The following is a 16,029-nucleotide window of genomic DNA, read 5'->3' as shown; positions in this document are numbered from 1 at the left end:
ACCCCGCGGGTCAGCCGCCGGTCAGCCGCCGCGCCTCCCCGGGGGTCACCGGAGCCCCCGCCCGCTCGCCGTGCAGGACGTGCGCCAGCACCTCGGCGCCCCGCACCACGCGCGGTCCCGGACGGTTGAAGTGGGCCGGGCCGTCCAGGACCCAGACCTCGTCGCGCCGTACCGCCGCCAGGTCCTTCCAGCCGGGGAGCCCGGTCAGCACCTCGCGCTCCCGCAGGGTGCGTTCCGGACCGAATCCGCACGGCAGGACCAGCAGCACCTCGGGGTCGGCCGCGACCACGGCGTCCCACTCCATGGGGCCGGTGTGCTCGCCAGGCGACGCGAGCAGCGGCTGCCCGCCCGCGCACGCGATCTGCTCGGGTACCCAGTGCCCCGCGGGCCAGAGCGGATCCAGCCATTCGAGGGCCACCACCCGGGGCCGCGGCAGGCCGGTCGTGCGGGCGCGGACCGCCGCCAGCCGGGCCGCCAGTCCGGCGCGGCCCTCGCGTGCGGTCTCCTCCACGCCGAGCAGCCGTCCCACCCGCACCAGGCAGTCCAGTACGTCGTCCAGGGTCCTCGGCTCCAGGCTGAGCACACGGGCCTCGCCCTCCAGGACGCGCACCGCGCCCGACACCGCCGAGTACGACACGGCGCACACGTCGCACAGGTCCTGGGTGAGGATCACGTCGGGCGCGAGCGCGGCCAGCGCCCCGGTGTCGAGGGCGTAGAGCGAGGACCCTCCGGTGGTCTGCGTGACCTGTCGGGGCCTCAGTAGCGCAGGGCCGTGCCGGTCTGCGCCGTCACGGTGCCGGACAGCTTGTGCGTACTGCGGGCCGCGCCCTGTCCGGTGCCCTTGCCGGCGACGTCGGAGACCGTCACGACCACGGTGTCGACGAGGTTGCCGCTCTCGTCCTTGAACTCGACCTGCACCGCGAAGGACTTCGTGGCGTCGTCGGTGTTCCGCACGGTCACGGGGACCGTCGTGTACCCGTCCGTGTCGGTGGCCACGGTGCCCAGGGACACCTGGTCCTTGGCGTTGACCCCGTTCTTGACCTCGGCGAGCTTGTCCTTGGCGACGGCGGCCGCGGACTCGGCGGCCTTCGCCGCCTCGGAGGCGGCCGAGGATACGGCCTCGCCCGCCGACCTCACCGCGGACGCGGCACTGGACACGGCACCGGACGGGTTGCCGTCCCCGCCCGAACAGCCCGCGGCGCCGAGCGCCAGCGCCGCCAGCACCACACCTGCCGCACCACGCGTCCACGCGACCGTCGCCACCACGCCTCCAAGGGTGTTCCGGGCCTTCCAGTCAACGGCCCGGCGGCCCGGATGCCCACTGGACGGGGCATCCGGGTGAGCGGCGGCGGCGGGAGGCTGCGCGCGGTGGGCCTCAGGGGCGTCCCGCGGCCAGGCGGTGCTCGTGGACGCGCAGGTGGAGGGCGGCGAGGTCCAGCAGGGGAGTGGCCACCCCCAGCGCACGGGCCCGGACGGTGAGGTCGGTCAGGACGTGGTCGGCCTCCGTCGGCGATCCGGCGACCAGGTCCCGGTAGAGGGACGGGGTGAGGGGGGAGCCGGGGGCGGTGACCGTCGCCGTGGTGAAGGCCAGCTCGGCCTCGGGCACCGGATGTCCGGCAGCCGCGGACACTGCTGCCGCCTCGGCGAGCAGGGACGCCCCGAGGGCCGCCCCGCCCGGAACGGCGTTCACCTCCCCGACCGTGCCGCGCATCAGGCAGGTGACGGCGACCAGGGTGGAGATGAAGACCCACTTGTGCCACATGGCGGCGACGATGTCCCCGGTGTCCGGCGAGTCGATGCCCGCCTGGGTCAGGACCGTACGGATCGCGGCCACGCGGGCCGAGGGGCGGGCATCGGTCTCGCCGGTCAGGATGACAGCGGGCGGCGCCATGCGGAGGATGTCGCCCTCTTCGTCCAGGGTGGTGACCACCTTCGCGACCCCGCCGAGGACGGCCCCGGCGCCGAGGCGCGCGACGAGCGCGTCGAGGTGGGACACCCCGTTGAGCAGCGGCACCACGGCCGTCTCCGGGCCGACGGCCGGTCCGATGTCGGCCAGCGCCGGGTGCAGGCCGGTCGCCTTCACGGAGAGCAGGACCAGGTCGTAGGGACCGCCCGGGGCGTCGGCCGTCACGAGCTTCGGGGCGAGGTGGAGCTTTTCCCCCTGGCCCTCGATCCGCAGGCCGCGGGCCAGCAGGGCCCTCGCGCGGGCGGGGCGGACCAGGAAGGAGACGTCCTGGCCGGCTTCCGCGAGCCGGGCGCCGAAGAAGCCGCCGACGGCGCCGGCGCCGACCGTGAGGATCCTCATGTGCGGTTGCCTTTCGTGGGAGCGAGTGGAGTGCCGTCGACGGGAGTCGGAGGGGTGGGCGGAGTGCGCGGGGTGCGCGGTGCGTACCGGGAGACCGCCACACCGGCCAGGCACAGCAGCCCGCCGAGGAGCGTCAGCCAGGCCGGTACCTCGGCCAGCAGGGCCCAGCTCAGCAGGACGACGATGGCCGGGACCGCGTACGTCGTCGCGCCCAGCCGGCCGGCGGGCATGCGCGCCAGGGCGTAGGTCCACGTGGTGAAGGCGAGGGCGGTGGGGACCACGCCCAGGTAGACCATGTTCAGGGTCGCGGAGGCGGGTGCCCGGGGGAGTTCGTCGAGCAGCTGCCCCGTGAAGGGCAGGCAGACCACGGCGCCCGTCATGCAGCTGTACGCGGTGATCTGCAGGGGCGTGCCGTAGGAGAGGGCGGGCTTCTGGGCGATGACCCCGGTCGCGTAGGCCACCGCCGCGAGCAGGCAGAGGACGACGCCGAGGAGCGAGGTGGAGCCGCCGTTCCCGGAGGACATGGACAGGCCCACGACCACCGCTCCGACGAAGGAGACGGCCATGCCCGCCAGCAGGCGCGGCGGCAGCGCCTCGCCGAGGAGGCGGGCCGCGAGCAGCGCCATGAGGATGGGCCCGGTGTTCACGAGCAGGGAGGCCGTCCCGGCGTCGACCAGCCGCTCACCCCAGTTCAGTGCGATCGTGTAGCCGCAGAACCACACCACGCCGGAGACCACGATCCCGCGCCAGGCCTCGCGGGGCGGCAGGCCCTGGCGGCGGACCAGGAGCAGGACGCCGAGCACCAGCGAGGCGGCCAGCAGCCGGCCGAGGGCCAGGGCGCCAGGGGAGTACGCGGCGCCCGCGCTGCGGATGGAGACGAAGGCGGAGGCCCAGGCGAACACCGTGAAGGTGACGGCGCCGGCCGTGAGGACGCCGGGCGGGATCGGACTCGAGCGGAACGTCATGGCGCCACTCTACGACCGCAACATTTCGGCGTCGACCGAAATATGAATCGGGATCGTGACGTGCAGGGACAGGGGACAGGGGAAGGAGGGGTGGGGGCAGGGGGGGGTGGGGGCAGGGCCTACGCCCACGCCTGCCGGGTGATCCCCAACAGGTCGCCGAAGGCCCGCTCCCCCGCCGCGGTCACCTCCAGCGCCCGCCCGCCGCCCGGCGGACGCACGACCCATCCCTCCTCCAGCGACAGCGCGCACAGCCGCGCCCCCACCAGGCCGCCCAGGTGGCGGCGCCGCTCCGTCCAGTCCAGGCAGGAGCTCGCCTGCCGCCTGCGCCCCTCGCCGACCAGGGCGATGCCCGCCTGCGCGCACCAGAGGCGGCCTGCCTCCGTCAGCTCGAACACGCCCTCCGTGCGGAGCAGGCCGCGCTCCTCCATCGCGTCGGTCACCGCCATGCCCAGCCGCCCGGCGAAGTGGTCGTAGCAGGTCCGGGCCCGGGCCAGCGGATCCGGTGCGCCGACCACCGGTACGGCGTGCGCGGCGTCCCGGTCCGGGACGGCGTAGGAGGCGAGTTCGTCGAGCAGGCGGGCCGTCGCGGCATCGGCGACGCGCACGTAGCTGTGGCGGCCCTGCCGCTCGGTCACGCAGATCCCGGCATCGAGCAGCCGGGCCAGGTGGCCGGAGACGGTGGAGGGGGCCACCCCCGTGATCCGGGCCAGCTCACCGGCGGTCCAGGCGCGCCCCTCCAGCAGCGTCATGCAGATCGCGGCCCGCGTCTCGTCGGCCAGGGCGGAGGCGAAGGCCGCCAGGCGGGCCGCCGGGGCCGGGGCGTCCGCGGGCGGCCCAGGATGCGACTGGTTCATGCGTCCAGGATGCCCCATGATTTCGGTATGGGGCGAACGATCAGCCTCCGCTTCCGCCTCGGGTCAATGGCCCGCCGCGGCCTTCACCACGGCGACGGCCAGGCCGATCGCCGCGTCGAGTGCGCCGGCCAGCAGGGCGACGGCCGCGCCGCTGCCCATGCGGACGCCGCCGTACCAGCCCCAGCCGAAGAGGCTGGCGACGCTCACGCCCGCCGAGGCGTACAGGGCGGTCTGCAGGTCCATCACCCCGAGGGCGGAGGCGGCGATCAGGATCAAAGGGCCGACGGCGGACAGCAGCAGGGGGCTGCTGACCCACAGCATGTGCCGCAACTCCGCTCCGGTGGCGAGCCGGCCGTGGACCACGCGGTGGGCCTGCTGGTCGGCGACGAGGGCCGCCAGCCACAGCCCGACGGCGGCGGTCAGCACCGTGGCCGCGGTCCCGGCGGCGTCGGCGTGCCCCGACACAGCCAGACCGATCACCACGGAGATCATGGTGATGGTCGCGTACAGCCGCTCCTTCAGCCGGGCGGCGGCAGCGGCCGCCTCCTCGGCGGGTGCGCCGGCGGCTGCGGCCTCGGCATGATCCATGGCGCCACCCTAAGCCGCGGGCCCCGGCGGGGCGTGCGCACCGGGGCTCGGGCGTGCCCTCTGTCGTGACGGGGTTCCACGGGCCACACTGGTGGCTCCGGGGCGCAACGCCCCCGTCACGAGGAGGCGGTGACGTGGTGTCGGAAGACCCTGTGGAGCAGCCCGCTCCGGTCGTACGGCCCGAGGTGTGGGAGACGTACGGGCCGGCCGATCTCAGCGCCGTGCCGGTGTTTGCCGGAGGGTTCATCAACTTCGGCTACTGGCACTCCGTCGACCTCGAACGGCCGCTGTCGCAGGACGACCGGATCCGCAGCGAGCAGGACCTCTACCGGCACGTGCTCGACGCGGTCGCCCCCGACGGCGGCCGCGCCGTGGAGATCGGCTGCGGCCTCGGCCTCGGATGCGCCCTCGCCCTCGACGAGTACGGGCCCGCCGCGGTCACCGGCGTGGACATCCACCCCCAGCAGCTCCGGCGGGCCCGCGAGGCGAACTCCCCGCTCCTCGCCGCGCGGCCGCAGCGGCTGCGCTTCGTCCTCGGAGCGGCCGAGAGCCTGCCGCTCGGCGACGCGGAGTTCGACTGCCTGTACAGCGTCGAGGCGGTCCAGCACTTCCCGGACCTGACGGCGTTCGCCCGCGAGGCGGCCCGGGTCCTGCGCCCCGGCGGGCGGGTGGCGGTCGCCGGCTTCTTCAGCGTCGACGGCGCGCCCGCCCCCGAGGAGCGGCTCGCAGGCCTGCTCGAGACGTTCGCCAGCGGACTCGACATCGCCCGGCCCGTCTCCCGGCTCGCGCAGGCCCTCGCCGAAGCCGGCTTCGGCGACGTACGCGCCGACTCGATCGGCCCGCAGGTCTGGCCCGGCTGGGACCGCTGGCTCGCCCGCCTCTGGGCACCGGGCACCTGGCCGCGGAACTTCATGGCCGCCTGGGAACAGCAGATCCTGGACTACTACCTGATCACCGCCGCCCGCCCGTAGCCGGCCTTCCTCACCGAGGTGCCCGGCACGCAGGTGTCCCGCGAGCAGATCACGGCAACGCCGGCTCCTGCCGGGCACTGGCGGTGAGCTGCGGCGCAGGTCCAGGGAACGGCCGACCCGCAGTGTCCGTTGACCGCGACGGCCACGACGGGAACGCCAGTGCGGATCTTTCGGCCGTAACGAAATCCGCGACTGAGGTGTCAAAGCAGCGGAGGCTGGAAGGAGCCCGCGTGTGAGTGCTCAAGGGGACCCCTGCGGTGAGGACGCGGACGGTGCGTCCGGCGCCGGGGACCGGCTGCTGGCCGTGAGGGCGGCGGAAGGGGACGAGGAGGCGTTCGAGGTGCTCGTCCACCGCCATGGAGCGGCCGTGCTCCAGCTCGCCGAGCGCCTCATGGGAACCCGGACGCAAGCCGAGGACGCCGTACGGGACGCCTTCGTCAGCGCCTGGCGCAGACTGCCCGAGTTCCGGGGCGAGGCGGGATTCGGCGTATGGCTCCACCGCATCGTCACGAACCGCTGCCTGAACCTGCTGCGCGCCCGCAGACCGGTCGCCGACCCCGACGCGGTCCCGGAGCCGGCCCCTCCGGAGCACCGGTCGCCGCCCGTCCGGGCCGCCGAATCGAATGCGGCCGCCCACGATCTCGACCTCGCGATGCGCTGCCTGTCCGCGGAGCAGCGGGTCTGCTGGGTTCTGCGGGAGATCGAGGGCATGCCCTACGAATCGATCGCCCAGACGGTCCGCATCAGCCCGGAAGCGGTCCGCGCTCGCGTCTTCCGGGCCCGGTGCGTGCTGACGGAGGCGATGGCCGCATGGCGATGAACCACCCCGAACGCTTCGTGCCGCCCGAGGAACGACCCGGCGAGGAACACGCCGAACTCCTCGCCTGCGGCCGCGACCTGGCCGCCGTATGGGAGCAGACCGAGCGCACCGGGGGCACAGAGCGCACCGGGCAGGCCCCGGCGGACCCGCACACCCTCCGGTGCCCCCACTGCCGGGAAGCGGTGGCCGACCTGGAACGGCTCCGCACCGCCGCGGTCGCCCCGACGACGGCCGCCGCCGGCGGACCTGCGGACCCGTCGGCTCTCGTCCGCAGGGTCATGGACGCGGTGCGCCTGGAACCGCGCCCCGGCCGGGCCCTGCCGCTCGGCGGGGCGGACGAGGACGCCCGGGTCCACGAGTCCGTCGCCGCCCGCACCCTGCGCACGGCTGCCGAGGAGGTCCCCGGCGTCCGCGCCGGCAGCTGCCGCATCGCCCCGCCCGGCGGCCGCGGCGAGCAGGCACGCGGACCGGTCACGGTGCGCCTGGAGGTGACGGTCGAGTACGGACACGACCTGCGGGCCACGTCCGAAGCCGTACGCCGCACCGCCGTCCGGGCCGCGCACGAACGGCTCGGCCTGACCGTCTCCGCCCTCGACGTCACCGTCACCGACCTCCACGACCCGCCGCACCGGCCACAGGGGGCCGCACCATGACGACGCCACGGGCGGACGCCGTCTGCGCGGTGGCGACCGACGCCGGCGGCGGCGAAGGCATCCGAACGGCCGCGCCCGATACCGTTGGAACGCTTCCCGGGCATCCGGGACGAACGCCTGATGGCGGACCGGCTCGGCCGGTTCACCCTCGCTCACCCAGCCGTGCCGGGCGACCGCCGGGGGATCGGGCCGGACCGGTCCCGCCCGGTTCCCTCGCGGCGGCGTCCTCGTAGGACTCGGCGACGTACACGGCGCCGCCGAGCATCCGGTTGAGACGACCCCCGACCGTGCCTCCGGCGGCCGGGGAGGGCCGGTCAGGGGGACGGCGGCGCCTCCTGGAGGTAGGCGGCGATCATGGCGAGGTCATTGGCGATGGCCACCACGTCCTGGGTGTCCGGGCCGGGGGTGGAGGCGCCGTTGACCCCGGCGTAGAAGGGGTCGAAGCGGCCGCCGCCGCGGTCCAGGTACCCGGCGATGGTGATGGCCCCGACGGCCAGACGGTCGTTGAGCGCGTCCCCGCCGACCGCCGCACCGGTCTTGCCGAACACCTTCCCGCGCGCCGGGCAGTCACGGCAGTTCTCGGCCAGCAGCCCGTCGACGCCGAGGATGGGCAGGGCCTCGCGGAAGAGCCGCGCGTCGGGGGTGCGCTGCCAGTACGCCAGCATCTGCACCAGCGCCTCGGGCGTGGCCCGGTCGGCCGGGTTCCCGCCCCGGCCGTCCATGAGCTGGAGCTGCCCGCGGTCGACGCCCGCCTCCTCCAGGAAGTCGGCGAGCACCGGGAAGCCGTCCTCGCACTGGCGGCTGCCGGTCGTGACGGCCATCAGGCAGATGCCCAGGTTGGCGCCCAGGTTGTGGCTGACCTTGAGGATCAGCTTGGCGTACTGGGCGTAGGGCGGGGAGGTGTACGCGGCCACCCGCGGCCGGCCTTCGTAGTCGCGGGGCAGCCGGGCGACCGGGTTGGGGCCGGCCGGGTCCGCGGTGACCCGTACGCCGGCCCGTTCCAGTGCCTGGATCAGCGCGGCACGCCCGAAAGCGGCGGGGTCGGTGATGGGGGAGGTGCGCAGCAGCGGCTCGGCGTCCGCCGCGATCGTGCCCGACAGCCGGATGCGGGTGCCGCCGTCGGTGGCCGTCACCGTGATGTCGGTCGGTCCGCCGGCCGCGACGGTCTTCACCGTGGAACTGACCTGGTACGGGGCGACCTTCGGCCGCCACTCCAGCCGGGCGTCCGCGCCCGCCCGGTCCCCGGGGGCGGTCAGGAGGTCGATCAGGTTGTCGTTGACGATCATGGGGGTGGGGGTCGGGTCGAGGACGGGGTCCGGGGCGAACAGCCTGCTGTCGACGATCACGTCCCCGTCGACGCGGGTGATGCCCGAGGCGCGTACCTGGCGGGCGAGCTCGTCGATGCCGGCCAGGGGGTTCTCCGGGGTCAGGGTCGCCCCCGTGAAGTCGTTGGCGTAGGTGTGGTCGAGGTCCGTGTACGCGACCGTGCCGTCGGGGCGAGTCCGGCCGCCCATGGTGAGGTCGCCCTGGGCGACGAGGTCGAGGTCGCCGGTCAGGGTGGCGCCCCTGCGGTCGCCGACCGCGTAGAGCGGTGTCACGAAGCGGTGTTCGGAGCCGAGGGTGTGCCACGGGCCGGAGACGCTGACCAGCTTGGCGGTGGACCCGGGGATGAAGAACTGGTCGGGGTACATGCTGTGGACCGCGCGGCCGTCGTCCGGCCCGGTCTGCAGCAGACCCCACTGGGCATTGCGGTACTCCGGCTTCCGCATGATCTCCGTGATGCGCGGGTCGAGCCCGCCGGAGGGGGACGGAGAAGGGGAGGGGGTCGGGGTCGGGGACGGGTCCGCCCCGGTCGCCGTACCGGTGGCCAGCGCCACGAACAGGAGCGCGGCGCAGGCGGCGGCGAGGCCGCGGCGCAGCGGTGCTGAGGGGTACGGACCGTTCACAGCGCGCTCCGTTCGTCGCGGCTGTCTCCCCGAGGCCTGTGAACAGCGTGGCACGGGCGGTTCCGGCATGCATGTCCCCGAAGGGCGCCGTGCGGCCGCGCCCGCCTCGGTCACACGGTGTGACCTCCGGCGGGCAAGATCGTTCTCAGGACATGCGCCTGAACGTACGAACCGCCGCCCTTGCCCTGGCCCTCGCGGGCTGCGCCCTCTCGGCCGCCACCACCGCCCACGCCGCGGGGCCCGCCTCCGCGCCGGCCGCCACCTCGGTGTCCGCACCGGCCGACGGCCCGGCCGACGAGCTCACCGACGACCTGACCGACGACGTCACCGACGTGGTCGAGGACCTGGACCTGCTGGGGGAGGACTGACGCTGACGTCCACCGACACCGACACCGACACCGGCGACAAGGCCGCCGCAACGGCCGAACGGCCGGCCCGCCGAAGCGGGCCGGCCGTTCTCGTCGTGCGGTCAGGTGGGTCTCAGCCCTTCTCGTCGGCGGGGCGCACCGCTTCGACGAGGGTGGCGAGGACGTCGACGGCGCTGCCGTCGTGGTCGCTGCCGGCCGTCCCGCTGCCGCTCTGGAGGTTGCCCGCGCGGTCGACCTCCACCACGGAGTCGGAGTGCGAGTTGTCGATGACGGTGATCAGGCTGCCGCTCGCGGCGGCCGGTGTCGCGCCGCCGCCGATGAGGGCCACCGTGAGCGCGGCGGCGGCCCGGATGCGCGCGCCGGTCACACCTTCACGCTCTCACGTGCCACCGGTACGGGGTGGTGGCGCGAGATGTTCTTGGTCAGCAGCCTCGTGGACTCGCCGACCCCGACCTCCTCGCCCCCGTCGGCCGCGGGCAGCCGCCCGTCGGCCAGCCGCAGTTCCGCGAGGGCGGTGTCCATCGCCTTGTGCGCGGCGAACAGGCACGGGGTGCTGTAGATGGCCATGTCGACGCCGAGGTCGGTCAGCTCGGTCAGCGAGAGCCGCGGCGACTTTCCGCCGGCGATCTGGTTGAACAGCAGCGGCTTGCCGCCGACGGCCTCGCGGATCCGCTCGATCCACTCGACGCTGCGGACCCCGTCGACGAGGACGACGTCCGCGTCGGTCGCCGCCAGGGCCTGGGCGCGGTGGATGATGTCGGCCTCCTCCGTGGCGTCGGTGCGCGCGACGACGACCAGGTCCTTGCGGGTCGCCAGCACCATCTCCAGCTTCTCCAGGTACTCGGTGAGCGGGAGCACCTGCTTGCCGTCGGCGTGACCGCAACGCCGGGGGCGCTTCTGGTCCTCCAGGATGACGCCGGAGGCACCCATCCGCTCCAGGCCCTCCACGACGTGGCAGGCCACTTCGGGGTCGACGTACCCGTCGTCGATGTCGACGAGCAGGTGGTGACGGGGGAAGGCGCCGCGCAGTCGCTGGACGAAGGCCACCATGTCGGGCCAGGCGATGAAGCCGATGTCGGGCAGCCCGTAGTAGGAGGCCGCGAACCCGAACCCGGACACGAACATCCCGTCGTAGTGCCCGGCTGCCACCGAGGCCGAGTACATGTCGTACACCCCGATGAGCGGCGTGGTGCCCGGCTTCGCGATCTGTTCCCGCAGCTTGTTCCCGTAAGTCATCGTTCGGTTCCTCCGAGGTGCGCATCGACACAGGGGAGGGCAAAGAGCCGCGTCACCAGGGCTCTTTACCTAAAGCAGATCCTTCCTTGGCGAACAGCAGAACTTTCGCGGATGAAGCCTTTACTCACCCCTATGGCGTAGCCGGTTCACCACAGAAACGTCACTGGAGGCGGCCGGGTTCAGGCCTCGGTGGGCAGCCAGCAGCCGTGCAGGCCGAGCGGGACCCGGACGGGGATCCGGGCGCGGGCCACCGGCCCCGCCGCGGGGTCCTCGGCGGGGATGACCAGGAACCAGCTCGCCCCGTCGGTGCGGTCGGTGGCGAAGGTCAGCCAGTGGCCGTGGCCGTCGGAGTCCCGCCCTGGCTCGGGGGCGAAGACCGGCTCGCCGACCGAGAGGTTCCCCGCCTGCCAGACACGGGAGTCTCCGGTCTCGGTGTCGTACCAGCGCACGGCGTCGTACTCGCCCGGGAGCAGGTCCGCACGTCCGGTCCCGGTGGCCAGCGCGGCGTACCGGTGGCGCCGTCCGATGAGCCGGTCGTCGACGCGGGGGAACTCCACCCGGGAGTCGTCCAGCCGGGTGCGGGCCATCCGGCCGGCGGCCGGGTCGATGCGCGCCCGCGTCAGACCGCTGCTGACGGGCTCGGTCTCCGTCCCGGAGGCCGGGCCGACGGTGAGCCTGCTCCACTCCACGTAGTCGAGGACCACCGGGGCGTCCGCGCCGGGGCCGTCGTCGTAGGCGTTCACCGTGTGCCACATCCAGAACGCCTCGTCGGTCGCCCAGCGCAGCGGTCCGCCGTCCCGGGGGATCAGCGCCACGCGGGTGCCGCGCTCGGGCTGCCAGGCCAGGAACGAGCCGCCCGCCATGGCCGCCGCCAGGTCGAAGAAGACCGGGGCGAGGACGAGGACGGCGTAGCGGCCGGTCAGGGCCATGTCGTGGATCATCATCGGCTCGTCCACCCCCTCGACGGGCGTGGGCCCGCGCGTGACGGCGCCGTCGCGGCCGATGACCGACCAGGTGAGGTACGGCGGCTCCAGGGCGTAGCAGAAGACGACCATCTCGCCCGTGACCGGATCGACCTTGGGATGGGCGGTGATGCCCGCGGGCAGCGCCCCGTCCCAGTCCTCGCGGCCCAGGGTGGCCAGGCCCGCGTCGATCCGGAACGGGCACGCCGACTCGGCGAGGGCCAGCATCCGGCCGCCGTGCCGGACGACGTTGATGTCGGGGAGGTCCCGGAAGGTACCCGCGAGCTCCGGACCGACCTGGTCGGCATCCGGCATGATCATCGATTCGAGGCCGCCCCACAGGGCGTGCCCGGCCCTCTCCTCGGCCTCCAGCGCGGGCGTGCGCACGAAGCGGTTCCGGTACCGGGCGCGGCCACCGGAGAGCCAGACCCCGTGCAGCATGCCGTCGCCGTCGATGGGGTACAGGTACGAGCCGATCGGGGTGAACCGCGGATTGGGGCCGTTGCGCAGGTACAGGCCGTCCAGCGAGGCCGGCAGCTCGCCCGTCACCTCCAGGTCGGCCACGTCGACCTCCTCCGTGACCGGGGCGAACGAGCCCAGGAGATGGGGGACGCGGGTGGGGTCGAAACGGGGCGGCGTGTGCGTGTTCACGAGGACCTCCCGGCGTGTGCCCGGCGGGGTCCCGGCGGCCGGAAGGAGCTCCTCCGCGGGCGCACCGTCGCGGCTCCCTCCAGTCAAACGCGGGACCCGTACGGCTGCCAGACCGGGCTGCGCGCCCTGACCGGCCGGGGCCCGTACCGGCAGGTCAGGCGGGGGTGAAGAGGTCCGCGTGCGAGTCGTCGAGGACGAAGCCGTTGTCGAGGCGGACGCGGACCGTCACCCGCGGCCCGTGCTCCCGGTGGGCGGCCCACTCGGCTTCGAGGGAGGCCACCTGCTCCTCCAGCTGCCGCCTGCTCGCCGGGGGCATCTGGTGGCCGAAGTCGTCCATGAGCGCCTTGAGCCGTACGTACTCGCGCACCTCGTGGCTCTGCTCCCGCTCCCGGGGGGCGTCCACCCGCTCGACGATGCCACCGGTGCCCGACGCGAGGGAGAGCGAGCCGGCGACGGCGTCCTCGCCCGCCGGGGAGCTTTTGGCTGTGACGACCGTCCCGGCCAGCCTGAGGTCTTCCGCCAACGTGACCCGCTGGCCTTCCTGGAGGGTCATCGATCGTCCACTTCTCCGGTCGGGGCTGGTGCTGGTGGGTGGCCTCCGTGTCGGTGGCGCCGTCTAGTCTCCCACCATGTCAGTCAACATCGATCTTGCATTCACCGTCACCGGGGTCGCCGACGCGCCGCAGGCCCGGGAGATCGTCGGCGCCCTCGAGGAACTGATGCGCGACGAGTCCATAGACGGCTACGTCGCCATCACGGTGGGCGTGGGCGAGGACGGCGCGTGCCTCGTCTCCGGGAAGAGCCGCTTCCCGCTCTCCATCTCGGGCTTCCACCGGTGGCAGCCGCACTTCGAAGGGCTCTTCGCCATGACGGTCGCCGAAGTTGCCGCCGCGGCCAGGCCGGAGATCAGCTGGGGTTACCCGGACGAGGAGTACTGAGCCGCACGCGCAGGAGCCGGGGGAAGTGCCCAGCGGATCGCCCGGGTCACGGCCCGGCCGCCCGCACGGGCGGCCGGGCCCGGCACCCGGCCGGCCGCGGAACCCGAACCGGCCGTGACGGCCGTCCTCGCCCACGACGGCAGCAGGTCCACGGCTGCCGCCGCGAGCACCGCGTACGGCAGCCGGGCGGCCCCCGGCAGCGGCGGATCGGTCAGCAGGAAACGGGCCGTGTCCCGGGACGCGTCCGTCGGCCGCAGGCCGGGCCGGTACCGCGCCATCCGCAGCGCCAGTTCCCGCACGTCCTCCGGCGGCCGGTCCGCGCCCAGTGCCCGGGCCACCCGCGCCGTGTCGGCGAGGTACGCGTCGCAGCCCGCCGGATCCAACGGGCGCCTGCCGTAGAGCTGGTGGGCCCGCAGGAAGCAGTCCGCCTCGGCGGCGTGCACCCAGCCCAGCAGCTCCGGGTCGTCGGCCCGGTACGGTACGCCGTCGGCCGTGCGGCCCCGGACGCGGGCGTGCACCGCCCGGACGCGGGCCACCGCCGCCTCCGCGTCGGCGCTCGTGCCGAAGGTGGTGACCGCCAGGAAGGTGCTGGTGCGGTGCAGGCGCCCCCACGGGTCGCCGCGGTACCCGGAGTGCGCCGCGACCGCGGCCATCGCAACGGGGTGCAGGGACTGCAGCAGCAGGGCGGCCAGGCCGCCGACGAACATCGACGCGTCCCCGTGGACCTGCCGGACCGGCCGGTCCGGCCCGAACCAGCGGGGCCCGGGCGTCAGGTGGATGCGCTCCCGGTTGCGGGCTCCGTCGGGACCGGCGACGCGCAGGAACACCGCCTCGCCGGCTTGCCGCCTGATCCGCCGGACGGCCGTCGTCGGGCTCGCCATGCGCCCAGTATGCGCCCGGCGCCGCTCCGCGGTCCCATGGACGCAGGGACGGTTGAGAGACGTCGCTACGGGCAGGTGCCCCCTGTGCGAGGAGGTACGTCATGGCTGCCGAGGACGCGTCCGTACCGGAAGCCGCCGCCGGCACCGAGCACCGCGAGCCCTACGTGGTGCGGGTGAGCGGCGACATGGATCTGGACCACGTGGGCGAGCTGCGGGAGACACTCGCCGCGGCCCTGGCCCAGGCGCCCGAAGGCGCCGAGATCACCGTCGACCTGCGGAATTCCTCCTTCTGCGACTCCGCGGGACTCAACGCGCTGGTGGACGCACGGCGGCAGGCCGTCCAGACCGGACACGTCCTGCGCCTGGCGACGCCCAGCCACCAGCTGCTGCGGCTGCTCGAACTCACCGGTTCGAGCGGCTCCTTCCCCCTGGACGCCACCGTGCCCGGCTGAGCGCACCGGGGACCGGTGCGCCCCCTGCCGGCGGCACGCCGACCCCGACCGATCGGAGAACCCGATGAGCAGCGCCGACGAAGCCTACGGCGACGACGTCTACCAGCCGCAGGAGAGCGACGAGTCCGCCGAGGCGCAACCCGACCTGGAGAACACCCTCGACGAGCCGGGCCTCGACGACACCCTCGACACCGCGTACGTACCGCTCGACCGACCCCTGGCCGTCGACGACAGGGGCACGACCGCCGCCGAGGCGCGCACGGGGGAGACCCTGGAGCAGCGCCTGGCGCGCGAGCAGCCGGAGGTGTCCGACCAGGACGAGGCCGCGGACGAGTCCGGCGACCCCATGCTGGTCGGACCGGACCGGGCAGGGCGTCTGGCCGCGGTGGACGACTCGGCTCCGCAGCGCCACATCTCCGTACTGGCCCGTGACGTCGGGATCGACGGCGGCGCGGCATCGGCCGAGGAGGCCGCGGTCCACGTCGTCGAGGAGCTGCCGCCCGCCGAGGACATGGACGTCTGAGCGCGCGGCCGCGGTACCGGAGACGACCGGGGTCAGATGATGTGGATGCGCTCCAGGGCGCCCTCGGTGTCGCGGATCATCAGGTCGTTCCCCTTGGCGCGTTCGCGCTCGATGAACCCGAGCAGGAGCACGGCCCGGTTGATCACGTCGGACTTGCTGACGCCGGTCGCGGCCGTCAACTCCGAGACGACCGTGACCGCAGGGGGGCACAGGGTCACGGAGTAGCGCTCGGTGTCGGGGTGAGGGGGGAGCTGATCCATGGTGAGTCCTTCCTGTAGGGCAGAAGGACACCATGGTTGCATCAACACCGCGCTGATGCGCACCAATTATGCGCAGTTTCGGTGCGCCGGTGAGGCTGCGTCAGTGAGCCGGCGCCCACAGGGCGGTCAGCCGCCCCCTGCCGGGGGCCAAGTCCTCCCAGCCGCCCGGCAGGTCCACCACCACGACGCCGGACGTCGGGAACCCGTCCCGCAGCTGCTCCAGGAGCTCCTGCGGGCCGCTCCCGCACAGGGCCGTGGCCAGCTCGTGGATGCCGGTGTTGTGGCCGACCAGCACCAGACAGCCCAATCCCGCTCCGCGCTCCGCCAGTACGGTGACCAGCGTGTTCGGCGCCGCGTCGTAGAGCCTCTCGTCGTAGACGGCGTCCGGGGGGTCCGCCAGGGCCGGGACCAGCAGCTGCCAGGTCTGGCGCGTCCTGCGCGAGGGCGAGCACAGCGCCAGGTCCGGTTTGTAGCCGTTCTCCGCCAGCCAGCGGCCCGTTTGGGGCGCGTCGGCCCTGCCGCGCTCGCCCAGGGCGCGCTCGAAGTCCTCGGCGGGGTCGCCCTTCGGCACCGCCTTGGCGTGCCGTACCAGCAGCAGCCGACTCCCGGTCGTCTGCGGCGCGGGGTCCGAGGACATGGCGCTCTCCCTTCCGGCT

At 74.1% G+C, this 16,029-nt stretch carries 21 protein-coding genes; 7 read left to right on the top strand and 14 right to left on the bottom strand.

Features of this window, described 5'->3' with window-relative positions:
- Nucleotides 1-10 precede the first annotated feature (10 nt).
- The 6 genes from OHA91_RS04005 to OHA91_RS03980 form a co-directional block, all read right to left on the bottom strand.
- Entirely contained in the window at nt 11-694 is a 684-nt protein-coding gene (locus OHA91_RS04005) for an ABC transporter substrate-binding protein (RefSeq protein WP_328741065.1), read from the bottom strand.
- A gap of 62 nt (nt 695-756) precedes the next feature.
- On the bottom strand, nt 757-1,266 hold the full coding sequence (locus OHA91_RS04000) for a hypothetical protein (protein ID WP_266495271.1): 510 nt from the start codon (nt 1,264-1,266) through the stop codon (nt 757-759).
- A 109-nt stretch (nt 1,267-1,375) separates the two neighbouring features.
- Nucleotides 1,376-2,305 carry a 2-dehydropantoate 2-reductase gene (locus OHA91_RS03995; protein WP_328738595.1) on the bottom strand — a complete coding sequence of 310 codons (930 nt, stop codon included), beginning with the start codon at nt 2,303-2,305 and terminating at the stop codon, nt 1,376-1,378.
- A complete protein-coding gene (locus OHA91_RS03990; RefSeq protein WP_266495274.1) occupies nt 2,302-3,270 on the bottom strand; it encodes a DMT family transporter in 969 nt (322 codons plus the stop codon). Before OHA91_RS03990 ends, OHA91_RS03995 begins: the two co-directional genes overlap by 4 nt.
- A 119-nt stretch (nt 3,271-3,389) precedes the next feature.
- A complete protein-coding gene (locus tag OHA91_RS03985) occupies nt 3,390-4,124 on the bottom strand; it encodes an ArsR/SmtB family transcription factor (protein WP_328738594.1) in 735 nt (244 codons plus the stop codon).
- Nucleotides 4,125-4,187: 63 nt separating this feature from the next.
- Nucleotides 4,188-4,712, bottom strand: a complete 525-nt coding sequence (locus tag OHA91_RS03980) for a hypothetical protein (RefSeq protein WP_328738593.1) — start codon at nt 4,710-4,712, stop codon at nt 4,188-4,190.
- 137 nt (nt 4,713-4,849) lie between these two features.
- Here OHA91_RS03980 and OHA91_RS03975 point away from each other — a divergent pair, with 137 nt between their 5' ends.
- The 3 genes from OHA91_RS03975 (at nt 4,850) to OHA91_RS03965 (ending at nt 7,156) form a co-directional block, all read left to right on the top strand.
- Nucleotides 4,850-5,683: a class I SAM-dependent methyltransferase gene (locus OHA91_RS03975; RefSeq protein ID WP_328738592.1), complete on the top strand. Its 834-nt coding sequence runs from the start codon at nt 4,850-4,852 to the stop codon at nt 5,681-5,683.
- Nucleotides 5,684-5,915: 232 nt separating this feature from the next.
- Nucleotides 5,916-6,503, top strand: a complete 588-nt coding sequence (locus OHA91_RS03970) for an RNA polymerase sigma factor (protein WP_328738591.1) — start codon at nt 5,916-5,918, stop codon at nt 6,501-6,503.
- On the top strand, nt 6,494-7,156 hold the full coding sequence (locus tag OHA91_RS03965) for an Asp23/Gls24 family envelope stress response protein (RefSeq protein WP_266495285.1): 663 nt from the start codon (nt 6,494-6,496) through the stop codon (nt 7,154-7,156). The genes OHA91_RS03970 and OHA91_RS03965 overlap by 10 nt, the downstream gene beginning before the upstream one ends.
- Before the next feature lie 314 nt (nt 7,157-7,470).
- On the opposite strand, the gene dacB is transcribed toward OHA91_RS03965, so the two are convergent.
- A complete protein-coding gene (dacB, locus tag OHA91_RS03960) occupies nt 7,471-9,102 on the bottom strand; it encodes a D-alanyl-D-alanine carboxypeptidase/D-alanyl-D-alanine endopeptidase (protein ID WP_266495287.1) in 1,632 nt (543 codons plus the stop codon).
- A gap of 152 nt (nt 9,103-9,254) precedes the next feature.
- On the opposite strand from dacB, the gene OHA91_RS03955 reads away from it, so the two are divergent.
- A complete protein-coding gene (locus OHA91_RS03955) occupies nt 9,255-9,470 on the top strand; it encodes a hypothetical protein (RefSeq protein WP_266495290.1) in 216 nt (71 codons plus the stop codon).
- A gap of 112 nt (nt 9,471-9,582) precedes the next feature.
- Here the strand turns inward: OHA91_RS03955 and OHA91_RS03950 are convergent, their stop codons facing one another.
- The 4 genes from OHA91_RS03950 to OHA91_RS03935 all read right to left on the bottom strand — a co-directional run bounded on the left by OHA91_RS03950 (nt 9,583) and on the right by OHA91_RS03935 (nt 12,872).
- Nucleotides 9,583-9,837, bottom strand: coding sequence for a hypothetical protein (locus OHA91_RS03950; protein WP_266495293.1), 255 nt, complete (start codon nt 9,835-9,837; stop codon nt 9,583-9,585).
- On the bottom strand, nt 9,834-10,706 hold the full coding sequence (locus OHA91_RS03945; RefSeq protein ID WP_266495295.1) for an isocitrate lyase/PEP mutase family protein: 873 nt from the start codon (nt 10,704-10,706) through the stop codon (nt 9,834-9,836). The genes OHA91_RS03950 and OHA91_RS03945 overlap by 4 nt, the downstream gene beginning before the upstream one ends.
- Before the next feature lie 179 nt (nt 10,707-10,885).
- Nucleotides 10,886-12,319, bottom strand: a complete 1,434-nt coding sequence (locus OHA91_RS03940) for a carotenoid oxygenase family protein (RefSeq protein WP_266495297.1) — start codon at nt 12,317-12,319, stop codon at nt 10,886-10,888.
- A 154-nt stretch (nt 12,320-12,473) separates the two neighbouring features.
- Nucleotides 12,474-12,872, bottom strand: coding sequence for a hypothetical protein (locus OHA91_RS03935; protein ID WP_328738590.1), 399 nt, complete (start codon nt 12,870-12,872; stop codon nt 12,474-12,476).
- Between the two features lie 76 nt (nt 12,873-12,948).
- On the opposite strand from OHA91_RS03935, the gene OHA91_RS03930 reads away from it, so the two are divergent.
- Nucleotides 12,949-13,257, top strand: a complete 309-nt coding sequence (locus OHA91_RS03930) for a hypothetical protein (protein ID WP_266495302.1) — start codon at nt 12,949-12,951, stop codon at nt 13,255-13,257.
- Here OHA91_RS03930 and OHA91_RS03925 read toward each other — a convergent pair.
- A complete protein-coding gene (locus tag OHA91_RS03925; RefSeq protein WP_266495305.1) occupies nt 13,236-14,138 on the bottom strand; it encodes an oxygenase MpaB family protein in 903 nt (300 codons plus the stop codon). The genes OHA91_RS03930 and OHA91_RS03925 overlap by 22 nt on opposite strands.
- A 101-nt stretch (nt 14,139-14,239) precedes the next feature.
- On the opposite strand from OHA91_RS03925, the gene OHA91_RS03920 reads away from it, so the two are divergent.
- Nucleotides 14,240-14,590, top strand: a complete 351-nt coding sequence (locus tag OHA91_RS03920; protein ID WP_266495306.1) for an STAS domain-containing protein — start codon at nt 14,240-14,242, stop codon at nt 14,588-14,590.
- A gap of 64 nt (nt 14,591-14,654) precedes the next feature.
- Nucleotides 14,655-15,113 carry a DUF5709 domain-containing protein gene (locus OHA91_RS03915; protein WP_266495308.1) on the top strand — a complete coding sequence of 153 codons (459 nt, stop codon included), beginning with the start codon at nt 14,655-14,657 and terminating at the stop codon, nt 15,111-15,113.
- Between the two features lie 32 nt (nt 15,114-15,145).
- Here OHA91_RS03915 and OHA91_RS03910 read toward each other — a convergent pair whose 3' ends face one another.
- A complete protein-coding gene (locus OHA91_RS03910; protein ID WP_266495310.1) occupies nt 15,146-15,373 on the bottom strand; it encodes a hypothetical protein in 228 nt (75 codons plus the stop codon).
- A 100-nt stretch (nt 15,374-15,473) separates the two neighbouring features.
- Nucleotides 15,474-16,010, bottom strand: coding sequence for a SixA phosphatase family protein (locus tag OHA91_RS03905; protein ID WP_328738589.1), 537 nt, complete (start codon nt 16,008-16,010; stop codon nt 15,474-15,476).
- Nucleotides 16,011-16,029 lie beyond the last annotated feature (19 nt).

The organism is Streptomyces erythrochromogenes, assembly GCF_036170895.1.
GTDB classification, from domain to species: Bacteria; Actinomycetota; Actinomycetes; order Streptomycetales; family Streptomycetaceae; genus Streptomyces; species Streptomyces erythrochromogenes.
This window is presented reverse-complemented; position numbering and strand designations above follow the sequence as displayed.

Bases quoted from the DNA above. Each gene is read 5' to 3' on its own strand.
- OHA91_RS03965 (WP_266495285.1), top strand. From the start codon at position 6,494: ATGGCGATGAACCACCCCGAACGCTTCGTGCCGCCCGAGGAACGACCC.
- OHA91_RS03955 (WP_266495290.1), top strand. From the start codon at position 9,255: ATGCGCCTGAACGTACGAACCGCCGCCCTTGCCCTGGCCCTCGCGGGC.
- OHA91_RS03925 (WP_266495305.1), bottom strand. From the start codon at position 14,138: ATGGCGAGCCCGACGACGGCCGTCCGGCGGATCAGGCGGCAAGCCGGC.
- OHA91_RS03920 (WP_266495306.1), top strand. From the start codon at position 14,240: ATGGCTGCCGAGGACGCGTCCGTACCGGAAGCCGCCGCCGGCACCGAG.
- OHA91_RS03995 (WP_328738595.1), bottom strand. From the start codon at position 2,305: ATGAGGATCCTCACGGTCGGCGCCGGCGCCGTCGGCGGCTTCTTCGGC.
- OHA91_RS03990 (WP_266495274.1), bottom strand. From the start codon at position 3,270: ATGACGTTCCGCTCGAGTCCGATCCCGCCCGGCGTCCTCACGGCCGGC.
- OHA91_RS03980 (WP_328738593.1), bottom strand. From the start codon at position 4,712: ATGGATCATGCCGAGGCCGCAGCCGCCGGCGCACCCGCCGAGGAGGCG.
- OHA91_RS03985 (WP_328738594.1), bottom strand. From the start codon at position 4,124: ATGAACCAGTCGCATCCTGGGCCGCCCGCGGACGCCCCGGCCCCGGCG.
- OHA91_RS03930 (WP_266495302.1), top strand. From the start codon at position 12,949: ATGTCAGTCAACATCGATCTTGCATTCACCGTCACCGGGGTCGCCGAC.
- OHA91_RS03910 (WP_266495310.1), bottom strand. From the start codon at position 15,373: ATGGATCAGCTCCCCCCTCACCCCGACACCGAGCGCTACTCCGTGACC.
- OHA91_RS03935 (WP_328738590.1), bottom strand. From the start codon at position 12,872: ATGACCCTCCAGGAAGGCCAGCGGGTCACGTTGGCGGAAGACCTCAGG.
- OHA91_RS03915 (WP_266495308.1), top strand. From the start codon at position 14,655: ATGAGCAGCGCCGACGAAGCCTACGGCGACGACGTCTACCAGCCGCAG.
- OHA91_RS03945 (WP_266495295.1), bottom strand. From the start codon at position 10,706: ATGACTTACGGGAACAAGCTGCGGGAACAGATCGCGAAGCCGGGCACC.
- OHA91_RS03905 (WP_328738589.1), bottom strand. From the start codon at position 16,010: ATGTCCTCGGACCCCGCGCCGCAGACGACCGGGAGTCGGCTGCTGCTG.